Source organism: Streptomyces sp. NPDC090499 (assembly GCF_044769305.1).
Taxonomy (GTDB): Bacteria; Actinomycetota; Actinomycetes; order Streptomycetales; family Streptomycetaceae; genus Streptomyces.
Window position 1 is genome coordinate 905,613 of record NZ_JBIVXP010000001.1, and the last position, 13,897, is coordinate 919,509.

13 protein-coding genes are annotated in these 13,897 nt (G+C 69.0%); 4 read left to right on the forward strand and 9 right to left on the reverse strand.

All coding sequences use genetic code 11. From position 1 onward, the window contains the following. A complete protein-coding gene (locus ACIQVL_RS04215; RefSeq protein ID WP_403430614.1) occupies positions 1-1,173 on the reverse strand; it encodes an HpcH/HpaI aldolase/citrate lyase family protein in 1,173 nt (390 codons plus the stop codon). 176 nt (positions 1,174-1,349) lie between these two features. Between ACIQVL_RS04215 and ACIQVL_RS04220 the strand changes: the two genes are divergently transcribed. Then, positions 1,350-2,135, forward strand: coding sequence for a TerD family protein (locus tag ACIQVL_RS04220; RefSeq protein WP_403474309.1), 786 nt, complete (start codon positions 1,350-1,352; stop codon positions 2,133-2,135). A gap of 91 nt (positions 2,136-2,226) precedes the next feature. Here ACIQVL_RS04220 and ACIQVL_RS04225 read toward each other — a convergent pair whose 3' ends face one another. The 6 genes from ACIQVL_RS04225 to ACIQVL_RS04250 form a co-directional block, all read right to left on the reverse strand. Beyond that, complete coding sequence (locus ACIQVL_RS04225; protein WP_403430611.1) at positions 2,227-2,961, reverse strand: Tellurium resistance; 735 nt, start codon at positions 2,959-2,961, stop codon at positions 2,227-2,229. A gap of 119 nt (positions 2,962-3,080) precedes the next feature. Then, positions 3,081-4,226, reverse strand: a complete 1,146-nt coding sequence (locus ACIQVL_RS04230) for a DUF475 domain-containing protein (RefSeq protein WP_403430610.1) — start codon at positions 4,224-4,226, stop codon at positions 3,081-3,083. A 130-nt stretch (positions 4,227-4,356) separates the two neighbouring features. Next, a complete protein-coding gene (locus ACIQVL_RS04235; RefSeq protein WP_093503514.1) occupies positions 4,357-4,932 on the reverse strand; it encodes a TerD family protein in 576 nt (191 codons plus the stop codon). Between the two features lie 118 nt (positions 4,933-5,050). Beyond that, positions 5,051-5,626, reverse strand: coding sequence for a TerD family protein (locus ACIQVL_RS04240; RefSeq protein WP_093503512.1), 576 nt, complete (start codon positions 5,624-5,626; stop codon positions 5,051-5,053). A 161-nt stretch (positions 5,627-5,787) separates the two neighbouring features. Next, positions 5,788-6,246 (reverse strand): peroxiredoxin, encoded by a 459-nt coding sequence (locus ACIQVL_RS04245; protein ID WP_352353310.1) that lies wholly within the window; start codon positions 6,244-6,246, stop codon positions 5,788-5,790. A gap of 117 nt (positions 6,247-6,363) precedes the next feature. Continuing rightward, positions 6,364-6,801 carry a DUF3052 domain-containing protein gene (locus ACIQVL_RS04250; RefSeq protein WP_207921612.1) on the reverse strand — a complete coding sequence of 146 codons (438 nt, stop codon included), beginning with the start codon at positions 6,799-6,801 and terminating at the stop codon, positions 6,364-6,366. A 424-nt stretch (positions 6,802-7,225) separates the two neighbouring features. Here ACIQVL_RS04250 and aceE point away from each other — a divergent pair, with 424 nt between their 5' ends. Both aceE and ACIQVL_RS04260 read left to right on the forward strand, forming a co-directional pair. Beyond that, positions 7,226-9,973: a pyruvate dehydrogenase (acetyl-transferring), homodimeric type gene (gene aceE / locus ACIQVL_RS04255; protein ID WP_403474310.1), complete on the forward strand. Its 2,748-nt coding sequence runs from the start codon at positions 7,226-7,228 to the stop codon at positions 9,971-9,973. Positions 9,974-10,097: 124 nt separating this feature from the next. Continuing rightward, entirely contained in the window at positions 10,098-10,943 is an 846-nt protein-coding gene (locus ACIQVL_RS04260; protein ID WP_403474311.1) for a potassium channel family protein, read from the forward strand. 84 nt (positions 10,944-11,027) lie between these two features. On the opposite strand, the gene ACIQVL_RS04265 is transcribed toward ACIQVL_RS04260, so the two are convergent. Together ACIQVL_RS04265 and ACIQVL_RS04270 are read right to left on the reverse strand one after the other, a co-directional pair. Next, the gene (locus tag ACIQVL_RS04265; RefSeq protein ID WP_403428188.1) at positions 11,028-11,315 is read right to left on the reverse strand and encodes a small hydrophobic protein; all 288 of its coding nucleotides are present in this window, start codon (positions 11,313-11,315) and stop codon (positions 11,028-11,030) included. Between the two features lie 250 nt (positions 11,316-11,565). Then, positions 11,566-13,185, reverse strand: a complete 1,620-nt coding sequence (locus ACIQVL_RS04270; RefSeq protein ID WP_403428139.1) for an MFS transporter — start codon at positions 13,183-13,185, stop codon at positions 11,566-11,568. Between the two features lie 66 nt (positions 13,186-13,251). Between ACIQVL_RS04270 and ACIQVL_RS04275 the strand changes: the two genes are divergently transcribed. Further along, a complete protein-coding gene (locus tag ACIQVL_RS04275) occupies positions 13,252-13,878 on the forward strand; it encodes a TetR family transcriptional regulator (RefSeq protein WP_403428137.1) in 627 nt (208 codons plus the stop codon). The last annotated feature ends 19 nt before the right edge of the window (positions 13,879-13,897 follow it).

Genomic DNA, 13,897 nt, shown 5'->3' on the forward strand with positions numbered 1-13,897 from the left:
TCAAGCCGGTATCCCGGCGGCGAGCAGCTCCACGAAGCCGACGTCCTCGTTGGCCACGCCGAACACCTCGGCGCGGAGCATGGTCCGCTCGGCCCAGGCGCGGTGCGGCTTCACCTCGTTCATCTTGTTCGTGTAGGCCGAGCGAAGTACACCCCCGCCGCCGCGTTCCGGCCGCAGGATGTCCTGGGCGTCGGAGAACTCCTCGTGACTGACGACGGACAGCGCGTGCACGGGGATGACGTGGGACGGGTGGATGCAGGTCTTGCCGAGCAGCCCGTTGGCCTGGTCGAGGGAGATCTCCCTGAGCAGGCCGTCCATGGCGTGCTCGATGAGCCGGTTGCGCAGTTCCACGGCCTGCTCCTCCAGGAAGGGGCTGGTCCGCAGCATCGGCTTGAACATGCGCTCGGGGACCCGGAAGTACTCCCACACCGGCCCGGTCACCGTGAACCCGGTGCCGTCGGCCCGGCCCAGCATGTTCACCACGTCGGCGATGACGGAGGCGATGATCTGCACGTCGTAGGCGGTCATGTCGGGAGCCCGGCGCAGCCCGTAGGACGAGCAGAAGTCGGTCACCCCGAGGCGCAGCGCCAGGACCTTGTCGCGGTACTTGTCGACGGCGCGGGCGATGCCCTCCAGGGCGTCCACGCGGGTCTCCCGGTACATCAGCTCGGGCGTCTCCAGGACCGGCATGCCGAAGAGCCGGCGGCCGCTGCGCAGCGTGGCGCCGTCCAGCGCCTGCAGGAAGGGGATGCCGCGCTCCTCGGTGAACTTCGGGAACACGAATCCGGACAGCAGCGACACGCTCGCGCCCAGCCGTCGTACCAGGTCGGAGATCTGCTCGGGCTCCCGCACCCGGATGAAGAGCAGCGGGAGCTCCGCACCGGCCCGCTGCCGCCCGGCCAGGTCGGCGAACTGCCGGACGAGGTTCTCCTCACCGGCGGCCACGTCCTCGTCGCCGATGGAGTCCTCCAGGCACAGCACCATCGAGACCACGCCCAGGCCCGCCTGTTTGACGATGTCGTCGGCGAGCCGCAGCCGGGTGGCCGGGCTGTACAGCGTGGCGCCCAGGGCCGCGGAGAGCAGCCGGGCCGGGGAGTCGGCGGTGAACTCGCACGGCTCCTGATGGAAGAGGCGCTGCCGCACCTGAGGTGCGATGTGCCCGAAATGACGCATAGAACTCCCCCGTGGCGTGGGCCGATCCTGTGAAATTGGTAAAGGGTGGCCGGTAATAGTACGTACAAAGCCATGTCGGGGGTTCCCGCCGGGCATGAATTCCAGGTAACCCGCCTGTGTCGGTCGCGAGGCCCCCCGCGTTGTCGTGACCAGGACCGAGAGGGCAGGATGACCGCATGACGCACGCGATGCTGAAGGGGTCGAACGTCCCCGTGGAAGCCACCACGGTCCGGGCCGTGCTGCGCTGGACAACCGGGCAGGGGGTTCCGGACGTCGACGCCTCGGCGCTGCTCCTCGGCCCCGACGGACGCGTGCGCTCCGACGAGGACTTCGTCTTCTACAACCAGCCCCGGCACCCCTCCGGGAAGGTCTGGCGGCTCGGCAAGAAGCGGGTGGCCGAGGGCCTCACCGACACCATCCAGACAGATCTCCCCGGTGTCGAGCCCAATGTCGGCCGAATCCTCCTGGTCGCGTCGGCGGACGGCGTCCCGTTCGAACACGTACCCGCTCTGCGCATCCTGCTGTACGACGCCTCCGCGCCCGACGCCGAAGCGCTGGCCCACTTCGACATCAAGCCGGAGACCGGCGCCGAGACGGCCCTGATCTGCGGCGAGCTGTACCGCAGGGGCGAGGGCTGGAAGTTCCGCGCGCTCGGCGAGGGCTACAGCAACGGCCTCAAGGGCCTGGCCACGGACTTCGGCATCTCGGTGGACGAGTCCGAGCCGGCGGAGGAGCCCCTGTCGTCCCTCCCGCTCCCGCCCGAGCAGCCGACGTCGGTACCCACCCAGCCCGCCTACGGCTACCCCCAGCCGGCCACCTACGCCTACCCGCAGCCCGCCTACACCCAGCAACCGCCCCAGTCGGGCTACGGCTACCCGCCCCCGGCCCCGATCCCGGTGGCGACGGTCCCCAACGCGGACTTCCGGCTGCCTCCGCAGGGCCCGCAGTTCATCGGGCGGTGACTGCCCCTACCCAGGGGCGCGGCGAACTGCGCGACCAGCCACGCACGACCCGCACTCGCGCACTCACACCACCCCCACCCCCGTGGGCGAGCTACCGCTCCGCCGTCTTGTAACCCCGCCCCCACTGCAGCCCCCACCCGTACAGCCGGTCCAGCTCCCCCTGGAACCCGTACACGAACTTCACCTCGCGCCGGACGACCAGCTCCCCCTTCAGGTTCTCGATCATCACCACCGCACACGACCGGGCCTGCGGATGCCGTTCGTCGAGGCCTATCTCGATCCGCGGGCCGTTGCTCGGGTACAGCGTGACGATCGCGTGGGTGCGGTCGAACGCCGGCGTCTGGTCGTAGATGTACACGAACACCAGCAGCCGCTTGATGTCGTCCCGGTGGTCGAGGTTGACGTACATCGTCTCGCCGGACGCCGACCCGAACCGGTCGTCGCCGCTGAGCTTGACGTACGGCGGTGCGTTCACGTCGCCGAGCAGGCCGCCGAGCGGCTGGACGACCCCCTTCGTCCCGTCGGCCAGCTCGTACAGCGCCCCGAGGTCGAGGTCGACGTTGACCATGCTCTGTCCGTGTCCGGTCACCTCCGGCGGCCTGAGCGCCTTGAAGGGGTGCCGGAAGAGGCTCTCCCGCTGTTCCCCGTCGAAGTCGGACGTCCGCATCCGCCAGCTCAGGTTGATCCGCAGGTTGCCGGTGGCCGCGCCCTGCTTGGTGAGGGACACCTGCTGGTGCCGCTTGGTGAGCTCGATGGAGTTGGACGCGGCGCTGCCCGAGTCGAACTCGGCCGCCCTGCCGCCCAGCAGCCCGTCGAAGAAACCCATTCCCGCCCCCAGTAACTCCTGAAAACGCCTGGGGGCGGCCGACCGGTCGGCCGCCCCCATCAGAGCGTTCCTCGTCGAGGAGGGCGTCACACCCTCCGTTTTCGGCCCGGCGAGCCGGTTCAGACCCCGGAGGGGACCTCGGCCTTGTCGTCCGATCCCGCGCTTCCCTCGGCCGCGGCCAGCCGCTGGTTGCGTCGTACGGAGGACCAGAACGACCAGCCGATCAGGACGACGCCGACGAGACCGGTGATGACCTCGTTGATCTCGTACTGGATGGTGACCATGAGGATCACGGCCAGCGCGCCGATCGCGTAGTGGGCGCCGTGCTCCAGGTAGACGTAGTCGTCCAGGGTGCCCTGGCGGACCAGGTAGACGGTGAGCGAGCGGACGTACATCGCGCCGATGCCGAGGCCGAGGGCCATGAGGACGATGTCGTTGGTGATGGCGAACGCGCCGATCACGCCGTCGAAGGAGAAGGACGCGTCCAGGACCTCCAGGTAGAGGAACATGAAGAACGCGGCCTGGCCGGCCAGCAGGACCGCCGACTTCTTCTTGCCGCTGCGCTCGGCCTCTTCCTCCTCCTCGTGCTCGCGCTCCTCCTCGGCTTCGAGACGGTCCTCGAAGAAGCCGGAGAGGCCGCCGACGATCATGTACGTGATCAGGCCGGCGATACCGGCGATCAGGACCGTCTGCGCCTTGTCGGTGTGGCCGCCGCCGTGCTGGTGGGCGTGGGTGGCGAAGGTGAAGGAGGTGATCAGCAGGACGATCAGGGCGATGCAGACCGACAGCATGTCGACCTTGCCGAGCTTGGCGAGCGGGCGCTCGATCCAGCGCAGCCACTGGATGTCCCGGTCCTCGAAGATGAAGTCGAGGAAGATCATCAGCAGGAACATGCCACCGAAGGCGGCGATCGCCGGGTGGGCGTCGGTGACCAGCTCCTGGTAGCGGTCCTTGTTGTTGAGCGCGAGGTCGACGGCCTCGATGGGGCCCATCTTGGCGGTGATCGCGACGATGACGACCGGGAAGACCAGCCGCATGCCGAAGACGGCGATGAGGACGCCGACCGTGAGGAAGATCTTCTGCCAGAAGGCGTTCATCTTCTTCAGGATTCCGGCGTTGACGACCGCGTTGTCGAACGACAGGGAGATCTCCAGGACGGCGAGGATCGCCACGATACCGAAGGCCTCCCACCCCCCGTAGAAGACCGCGGCGACCAGGCCGAGCGCGGTGATCGCGAACGACCAGCCGAAGGTTTTCAGAAGCACTGGCTACCCAATCTTGTGTGTACGGGTCTCGCTCGCGCCGTACTCGGCTTTACCTACTGTTGACCACGAAGTGTAGAGGGCGCCGGTGTCCTGTGGGTGGGGCGGTCCCTACATCCGGACGCAGAGCGTGCTAGGAGACGTTCACACCGAAGTCGAGCGCGATGCCGCGCAGGCCGGAGGCGTAGCCCTGGCCGACGGCGCGGAACTTCCACTCGCCCTGGTAGCGGTAGAGCTCGCCGAAGATCATGGCGGTCTCGGTGGAGGCGTCCTCGGACAGGTCGTAGCGGGCGAGTTCCTGGCCGTCGGCCTGGTTGACGACCCGGATGAAGGCGTTGGAGACCTGGCCGAAGGTCTGGCCGCGCTCGTCGGCCATGTGGATCGAGACCGGGAAAACGATCTTGTCGCAGGTGGCCGGCACCTTGGGCAGGTCGACCAGAATCGATTCGTCGTCGCCCTCGCCCTCACCGGTGAGGTTGTCACCGGTGTGCTCGACCGAGCCCTCCGGGCTCTTGAGCTGGTTGTAGAAGACGAACCACTCGTCGCCGAGGACCCGCCCGCCCTGGCACAGCAACGCGCTGGCGTCCAGGTCGAAGGGGGCGCCGGTGGTGGAGCGGGCGTCCCAGCCGAGTCCGATCATGACGTTGGTGAGGTTCGGTGCGGCCTTCGAGAGGGAGACATTGCCCCCCTTGGCGAGCGTGACGCCCATGATGCTGGTCCTCCCCTAGCGGTGTTTCTCCGGTTGTCCTGCGCGTCCGGCGCCGACCGTAAACGGTGCGGCGCCGGACAGAGCGGACTTTCGAACGCCCCGGGGGCGTTCACCTGGCTCAGACGTTGACGCCGAAGTCCTGGGCGATGCCGCGCAGGCCGGAGGCGTAGCCCTGGCCGATGGCACGGAACTTCCACTCCGCGCCGTTGCGGTACAGCTCGCCGAAGACCATCGCGGTCTCGGTCGAGGCGTCCTCGGACAGGTCGTAGCGGGCGATCTCGGCGCCGCCGGCCTGGTTGACCACGCGGATGAACGCGTTGCGGACCTGGCCGAAGGACTGCTGGCGGTTGTCGGCGTCGTAGATCGACACCGGGAAGACGATCTTGTCGACGTCGGCAGGGACCGTGGCCAGGTTGACCTTGATCACCTCGTCGTCGCCCTCGCCCTCACCGGTGAGGTTGTCACCGGTGTGCTCGACCGAGCCGTCGGGGCTCTTGAGGTTGTTGAAGAAGACGAAGTTCTGGTCGCTGGCGACCTTGCCCGCCGAGTTCAGCAGGAGTGCGCTGGCGTCCAGGTCGAAGTCGGTGCCGGTGGTGGTCCGGACGTCCCAGCCCAGACCGACGAGGACCGCGGTCAGGCCGGGGGCCTCCTTCGTCAGCGATACGTTGCCGCCCTTGCTGAGGCTGACTCCCACGAGTCCTCCCATGTGTGTCTGGGGCGGGGAGCCCCGTCGTGCTTCGGATACCGGATCAACGACTCGATCCTAGTGACGGGTTCCCGCCGCACGCAGGCCCTGGACCCCTAAGAATCACGGGGTGTCGGCCGTGCGGACCCCTAGGGGGCCCGGCAGAGGGGTCACAGCGCGTCGAGCGCCGTCACGTAGGCGTTCAGGTCGCGGGCGTCCGGCAGGCCGTTGACCACGGTCCAGCGCACGACGCCCTCCTTGTCGATGACGAAGGTGCCGCGGACGGCGCAGCCCTTGCCCTCGTCGAAGACGCCGTAGGCGCGGGAGGTCTCGCCGTGCGGCCAGAAGTCGCTCAGCAGCGGGTACTCCAGTCCCTCCTGCTCGGCGAAGACCCGCAGGGTGTGGATGGAGTCGTTGGAGACCGCCAGCAGCTGGGTGTCGCGGTCCTCGAACTTCGGCAGGTTGTCGCGCAGCTCGCACAGCTCACCGGTGCACACGCCCGTGAAGGCGAACGGGTAGAAGAGCAGCACCACGTTCTTCTCGCCGCGGAAGTCGGACAGCTTCACGGCCCGGCCGTGGTTGTCCTTGAGTTCGAAGTCGGGCGCCTTGTCGCCGACCTGGATCGCCATCGCTGCATCCCTTCGTCAGGGGCTGTTCGGGTGAGGACACCCTATGCGGCGACTCCTGTGCGGCGATCACGGCAGGCCGGTGGACGGACCGGCGTCCGGTCCGTCCACCGGCGGGGCTCAGCGCTTCTTGGCGGCGGCCTTCGGCGTGTTCAGCCGGCTTCCGTTCCAGTCCTTGCCCACGCTGACGCTCTTGGTCTGCGAGAGGCCGGCGGTCGTGACCGCCTCGCCGATGTCGCTCGGCTCGACGTAGCCGTCGCGGCCGGTCTTCGGCGTCAGCAGCAGGATCGAGCCACCTTCCTCGAGGAAGCCCAGGGCATCGACCAGCGCGTCCGTCAGGTCGCCGTCATCCTCACGGAACCAGAGCACCACGGCGTCGGCCACGTCGTCGTAGTCCTCGTCCATCAGCTCGTTGCCGATGGTCTCTTCGATGGACTCGCGGAGCTCCTGGTCGACGTCGTCGTCGTAGCCGATCTCCTGGACCACCTGGTCTGGCTGGAACCCCAGCCTGACGGCAGGGGTGGTCCGCTCCTCCGCGTGGTCCGCGGTCGCGCTCACGGGTTGCCTCCTGATCATGTCTTGGTGATTAACTCAGCCACGCGCGTGCGCGAAGCATTGGCCGTAGTCCACACGGGCCGGACGGATCGCGCAAGTACCCGGCCGTCCAGACCGCCGAAACGGTGACGATCCCGGCCGTGTCGCCGCAACTCCCGGCACCGTATCGCGGACGGGCGCGACACATACCACTCCCTTTTGCCCGCTATGTTCCTTTCGGAATCATCCTCACATACGACGGTCGAACGAGTTTGCCAAGCGCGTCACACCCCGGGCGTATCGTTGCGTTTTGGCCGGTCCCGAGTTACCTCACGGTAGAGATGACGTGCGCAGCCCCGGGGTGGACGATGGACAGCGGCGCAGGCAAGACGCAGGGAATGCAGGGAAAAACACGGAATCAGTGCCCCTCTGACAGGTAAGGAACAGCGTGGCTTCCGGATCCGATCGCAACCCGATCATCATTGGCGGCCTTCCGAGTCAGGTTCCTGACTTCGACCCCGAGGAAACCCAGGAGTGGCTCGACTCGCTCGACGCCGCCGTGGACGAGCGCGGCCGGGAGCGGGCCCGTTATCTGATGCTCCGCCTGATCGAGCGCGCCCGCGAGCGGCGCGTCGCGGTGCCCGAGATGCGCAGCACGGACTACGTCAACACGATCCCGACCCGGGCCGAGCCGTTCTTCCCGGGCAACGAGGAGATCGAGCGCAAGGTCCTGAACGCGACCCGCTGGAACGCCGCGGTGATGGTCTCCCGCGCCCAGCGTCCGGGCATCGGCGTCGGCGGTCACATCGCCACCTTCGCCTCCTCGGCCTCCCTCTACGACGTCGGTTTCAACCACTTCTTCCGCGGCAAGGACGACGGCCTCGGCGGCGACCAGGTCTTCTTCCAGGGGCATGCCTCCCCCGGCATCTACGCGCGCGCGTTCCTGCTCGACCGGCTCAGCGAGACCCAGCTGGACGGCTTCCGCCAGGAGAAGTCGAAGTACCCGGACGGCCTCTCCAGCTACCCGCACCCGCGCTCGATGCCGGGCTTCTGGGAGTTCCCGACGGTGTCGATGGGCCTCGGCCCGATCGGCGCGATCTACCAGGCCCGGATGAACCGCTACATGCACGCGCGCGGGATCGCCGACACCTCCAAGTCGCACGTGTGGGCGTTCCTCGGGGACGGCGAGATGGACGAGCCGGAGTCGCTCGGCCAGCTGTCCATCGCCGCCCGCGAGGGCCTGGACAACCTGACCTTCGTCGTCAACTGCAACCTGCAGCGGCTCGACGGCCCGGTGCGCGGCAACGGCAAGATCATCCAGGAGCTGGAGTCGGTCTTCCGGGGCGCCGGCTGGAACGTGATCAAGCTGGTCTGGGACCGCACCTGGGACCCGCTGCTCGCCCAGGACCGCGACGGCGTGCTGGTCAACAAGATGAACACGACCCCCGACGGCCAGTTCCAGACCTACGCCACCGAGTCCGGCGCGTACATCCGCGACCACTTCTTCGGCGACGACCAGCGGCTGCGCGCCATGGTCCAGCACATGACCGACGACCAGATCCTGCACCTGGGCCGCGGCGGCCACGACCACCGCAAGATCTACGCGGCGTTCAAGGCGGCCACCGAGCACCGGGGCCAGCCGACGGTCATCCTGGCCAAGACGATCAAGGGCTGGACGCTGGGCCCGAACTTCGAGGGCCGCAACGCCACGCACCAGATGAAGAAGCTGACGGTCGCCGACCTCAAGGGCTTCCGGGACCGCCTGCACCTGCCGATCTCCGACCGGGAGCTGGAGTCCGGCCTGCCGCCGTACTACCACCCGGGCCGGAACTCGGAGGAGATCCAGTACATGCACGATCGGCGCAAGGGCCTCGGTGGCTACGTCCCGACCCGCGTCGTACGCTCCGAGCCCCTCGCGCTCCCGGACGACAAGACGTACGCGACCGTGAAGAAGGGCACGGGCCAGCAGTCGATCGCGACCACGATGGCCTTCGTCCGTCTCCTCAAGGACCTCATGCGGGACAAGGAGATCGGCCGTCGCTTCGTGCTGATCGCGCCGGACGAGTACCGCACCTTCGGCATGGACTCCTTCTTCCCGAGCGCGAAGATCTACAACCCGCTCGGCCAGCAGTACGAGGCGGTCGACCGCGACCTGCTGCTCACCTACAAGGAGTCCCCGACCGGCCAGATGCTGCACGACGGCATCTCGGAGGCCGGCTGCACGGCCTCCCTCATCGCCGCGGGCTCGGCCTACGCGACCCACGGCGAGCCGCTCATCCCGGTCTACGTCTTCTACTCGATGTTCGGTTTCCAGCGCACCGGTGACCAGTTCTGGCAGATGGCCGACCAGCTGGCGCGCGGTTTCGTCCTGGGCGCGACCGCCGGCCGTACCACCCTGACCGGCGAGGGCCTCCAGCACGCCGACGGCCACTCCCAGCTGCTGGCCTCGACGAACCCGGGGTGCGTGGCCTACGACCCGGCGTACTCGTACGAGATCGCGCACATCGTCCAGGACGGCCTGCGCCGCATGTACGGCGGCGACGCCGAGCACCCGCACGGCGAGGACGTCTTCTACTACCTGACCGTCTACAACGAGCCGATCCAGCACCCGGCCGAGCCGGCCGACGTCGACGTCGAGGGCATCCTCAAGGGCGTGCACCGGATCAGCGCGGGCACGGCGGGCACGGTCCCGGCGCAGATCATGGCGTCGGGCGTGGCGGTCCCGTGGGCGATCGAGGCCCAGCGGCTCCTCGCCGAGGAGTGGAACGTGAAGGCCGACGTCTGGTCCGCGACCTCCTGGAACGAGCTGCGGCGCGAGGCCGTGGCCTGCGAGGAGCACAACCTGCTGCATCCGGAGGAGGAGCAGCGGGTGCCGTGGGTGACGCAGAAGCTGAGCGGCGCCGAGGGTCCGTTCGTGGCCGTGTCCGACTGGATGCGGTCGGTGCCGGACCAGATCGCCCGCTGGGTGCCGGGCACCTACCAGTCGCTGGGCGCCGACGGGTTCGGCTTCGCCGACACGCGGGGCGCGGCGCGCCGGTTCTTCCACATCGACGCACAGTCGATCGTGGTCGCGGTGCTGACCGAGCTGGCCCGCGAGGGGAAGCTCGACCGTTCGGTGCTCAAGCAGGCCGTCGACCGGTACCAGCTGCTGGACGTCAGCGCGGCGCACCCGGGCGCGGCGGGCGGCGACGCGTAGCGCTGCGCTCGGCTTCGGCCGTCAGAGGCGGTGGGGAGCTGCGGGTCCGGTGGGGGCCGGTCGCGCAGCTCGCCGCGCCCCTTCGGGGCGCTTTCGGGGCGCGGATGTTGCCTACGATGCGCACATGAAGGAACAGTCCGCGCAGGCTCGTTGGGAGCAGCTCACTCAACGGCCGTTGCTGGCACTCGCGGTGGTCTTCGCCATCGCCTACGCGCTGCCGATCGTGGACGGTTCCGCGGGACACGTCCTCACCGCCGCGTGCACGGTGGCGGAGTGGGTGGTGTGGGGCTCCTTCGCCGTGGACTACCTGATACGGCTCGCTCTGGCGCCCCGCCACAGGGAATTCGTGCGGACGCACTGGATAGACCTGTGCGCGGTGGTGCTGCCGCTGCTCCAGCCGCTGCGGCTGCTGCGGCTGGTCGCGACGCTGATGCTGGTGGGGCGGCGGGCCCGGATGGCCTCGCAGATCCGGCTGACGACGTATGTCGTCGGCGCGGTGATCGGGCTGCTGATGTTCGGCTCGCTGGCCGTGCTCTCGGTGGAACGCGACTCGCCGAACGGGAACATCCGGACGCTGGGTGACGCCCTGTGGTGGTCGTTCACGACGATGACGACGGTGGGGTACGGGGACCACGCACCGACGACCGGGCTGGGCCGGATGATCGCGGTGGGCCTGATGCTCTCCGGGATCGCCCTGCTGGGTGTGGTGACGGCGAACATCGCGACGTGGTTCATCGCGCGCTTCGAGAAGGACGACGTGGAGGAGCGGCGGCAGACGGAGGCGATCGGGATGCTGACCGAGGAAGTGCGGGCGCTCCGGGCCGAGGTCGCCGCTTTGCACGAGGGGGTGGGGGCTGGGGTCGGGGGACGCTCACCGGCGCCGGCCGGGTGCCGCTGCGCCCACCCGTGCCGCCCGGTGCTCCCCCCAGGCCTTTCGGGCACTGGGGGAGGCACGACTGCCCGCAGTTGAGTCGTGCCCCATAAGGGGCGCTGGGGGCTCCCCCGGCCGAAGGCGGGGGAGGAACTGCGCGGGCAACCCCCACCGGCCCGCGCGCTAGACCGATACGCCACCCAGCCACAGCAGCGCCAGCACCGTGTCGATCGCCCCCAGCACCACCGCCACCAGCGCGGGTACGGAACTCTTCGGGTTCCATATCCGCCCCATGGAGACCCAGCCGCACACCAGCGCCGCAGGCCCCAGCACGATCCCCAGCGTGAAGAAGCCGGCGACGGCGCAGATCGTGCCGACGACGCCCAGCGTGTCGCGGTCCAGCCCGGCCCGTGTGCCTGTGCGGCCACGTGAACGGGGGTACCCGCGGGTTCGTTGCCCGAAGCCTGCCATCATCAACTCCTCGGTCTGCGTGACCTGTTCGGGTTGATGACCGGGTACCCCTGTTCCGTGCCCGCAGACCTGCCCGCGCGCTGCCCCCCTCCAGCAGCGCGCCGCGGCCAGCCCGTCCTCCCATGCCCTGCGGAGGACTTGACCCACTGTGACCTGCGGCGCGCGCCGAGGGCGAGGAATCTTTAGCGGAGTCACCCTGATAGGCGAACTCTGCCCCCGGAAACCGGACATAACGGCCCGGCGCGTTGCGCTAGATGTGGCCGACGCCCCCACCCGCGTCCGCGTTCTCGCCGCGCTTGGTGAACAGCGCGACCAGGATCGCGACCGCCGCCACCCCCGCCGCGACGAGCGAGGCGAGGCTCATGCCGGAGATGAACGTGTCGTGGGCGACGTCGGAGATCTTCGCGGCGATCTCCGCCGGCGTCCCCTTGGCGACCGGCGCGACGCCGACCTGGACGGCTTCCGAGGCCTGCGCCAACTGCGCGTCGGTCAGCTTCGGCAGGCCCGCGTCGGCCCAGTTGCCCGGCAGGTCGCTGTCGACCTTGGAGGCCATCACGGCGCCGAGCACGGCCGTGCCGAGGCTGCCGCCGATCTGCATCGCGGCCTGCTGGAGACCGCCGGCCACGCCGGACAGCTCCATCGGCGCGTTGCCGACGATGACCTCGGTGGCGCCGACCATGACCGGCGCGAGGCCGAGGCCGAGCAGCGCGAACCAGAGGGACATGAGCGCGCTGCCGGTGTCCGCCTTCAGCGTGGACATGCCGTACATGGCGATCGCGGTGGCCGCCATGCCGCCGGCCAGCGGGATGCGCGGGCCGAGCTTGGTGATCGCGGCGCCGGCCAGCGGGGAGCCGACGATCATCATGCCGGTCAGCGGGAGGAGGTGGAGGCCGGCGTCGACCGGGTCCATCCCATGCACGTTCTGCAGATAGAAGGTCACGAAGAACAGACCGCCCATGAAGGCGATGGCCATCAGGACCATGAGCACGACGCCCGCCGAGAGCGGGACCGAGCGGAACAGGCCGAGCGGGATGAGCGGCTCCTTGACCCGCGTCTCCCAGAAGGAGAAGAGGGCGAAGCCCAGCACCGACGCGGCGATGAACGTCCACGTCTTGCCGTCGCCCCAGCCCCAGCTCGGCGCCTTGATGAGCGCCCAGACCAGGCAGAACATGGCGCCGGAGAGCAGGCCGATGCCGAGCAGGTCGAAGGAGCGCGGCGCGTTCTCCGCACGGTGGTCGAGCAGCATCACCACGCCGAGGACCAGGGCGAGCGCGCCGACCGGCACGTTGATGAAGAACACGGACTGCCAGCTGACGTGCTGGACCAGCACACCGCCGAGGATCGGGCCGCCCGCGGTGGAGGCGCCGATGACCATGCCCCAGATGCCGATCGCCATGTTGAGCTTCTCGGCCGGGAAGGTGGCCCGCAGCAGGCCGAGCGCGGCCGGCATCAGCAGCGCCCCGAACAGGCCCTGGAAGACGCGGAAGGTGACGACCAGGCCGATGCTGTCGGACAGGCCGATGGCGCCCGAGGCGGCGGCGAAGCCGACGACGCCGATCAGGAAGGTCTGCCGGTGGCCGAAGCGGTCGCCGAGCTTGCCCGCGGTGATCAGGGAGACCGCGAGGGCCAGGAAGTAGCCGTTGGTGATCCACTGGACCTGGGCGAAGGTGGCGCCGAGGTCCTTCTGGATCGCGGGGTTGGCGATGGCCACGATGGTGCCGTCGAGGGCGACCATCATGACCCCGACGGCGACGGTTATCAGGGTGAACCAGGGGTGGCCGCGCAGGCCGGAGGCCGGCGGCTGCTCCGGCAGGGCTGCCGGCGCCTTGTCCCCCGACCCCGCCGTGTCGATCGTGGTCTGACTAGTCATGCGTTCGAGGCTAGTGACAGCCACTGACAGTTGACAAACAAATTCACTAGTCAGTAACTGTCAGACATGGAAACGCTGCGCGAACGCAAGAAACAGCGCACCCGGGACACGCTGCTGCGGTCCGCACTCGAGCTGTTCGTGGCCCAGGGCTACGAGCACACCACCGTCGACGAGATCGCCGCGTCCGTCGACGTCTCGCAGCGCACCTTCTTCCGCTACTTCGCCAGCAAGGAGGACGTGGCGTTCTTCGTGCCGCGGCTGACCGAGGAGCACTACGTCGAGGCGGTGCGCCGCCGCCCGCCCGAGGAGCCCCCGCTGGAGGCGCTGCGCCGGTCGGTCATGGACAGCTGGGACACCATCGAGGAGGCCATCGAGCGGTACGTGCCGGTCGAGCTGTTCCTGCGCACGTACAAGATGATCGAGGCGACCCCGGCACTGTTCGCCGCCCGTCTGCGGCGGCAGGCGGAGACGGAGGAGGAGATCACGCGGATCGTCGCCGAGCGGGAGGGCGTCGACCCGGACACCGACCCCCGGCCCCGGCTCGTGGTCGCCGTGTTCGGCGCGGTCATCCGGGTCACCGAGCGGCACTGGTCGGTCGGCCCCGACTTCAGCATCACGGCGATCCGCGAACTCACCGCGTCCTACCTCGATCAGGTGGGACCGGCGCTCACCGGGAACTGGCGGGCGGACTGACACCCCGTCACACGGGCCT

Bases quoted from the DNA above. Each gene is read 5' to 3' on its own strand.
- ACIQVL_RS04260 (WP_403474311.1), top strand. From the start codon at position 10,098: ATGAAGGAACAGTCCGCGCAGGCTCGTTGGGAGCAGCTCACTCAACGG.
- ACIQVL_RS04220 (WP_403474309.1), top strand. From the start codon at position 1,350: ATGACGCACGCGATGCTGAAGGGGTCGAACGTCCCCGTGGAAGCCACC.
- ACIQVL_RS04225 (WP_403430611.1), bottom strand. From the start codon at position 2,961: ATGGGTTTCTTCGACGGGCTGCTGGGCGGCAGGGCGGCCGAGTTCGAC.
- ACIQVL_RS04265 (WP_403428188.1), bottom strand. From the start codon at position 11,315: ATGGCAGGCTTCGGGCAACGAACCCGCGGGTACCCCCGTTCACGTGGC.
- ACIQVL_RS04215 (WP_403430614.1), bottom strand. From the start codon at position 1,173: ATGCGTCATTTCGGGCACATCGCACCTCAGGTGCGGCAGCGCCTCTTC.
- ACIQVL_RS04275 (WP_403428137.1), top strand. From the start codon at position 13,252: ATGGAAACGCTGCGCGAACGCAAGAAACAGCGCACCCGGGACACGCTG.
- ACIQVL_RS04235 (WP_093503514.1), bottom strand. From the start codon at position 4,932: ATGGGCGTCACGCTCGCCAAGGGGGGCAATGTCTCCCTCTCGAAGGCC.
- ACIQVL_RS04270 (WP_403428139.1), bottom strand. From the start codon at position 13,185: ATGACTAGTCAGACCACGATCGACACGGCGGGGTCGGGGGACAAGGCG.
- ACIQVL_RS04245 (WP_352353310.1), bottom strand. From the start codon at position 6,246: ATGGCGATCCAGGTCGGCGACAAGGCGCCCGACTTCGAACTCAAGGAC.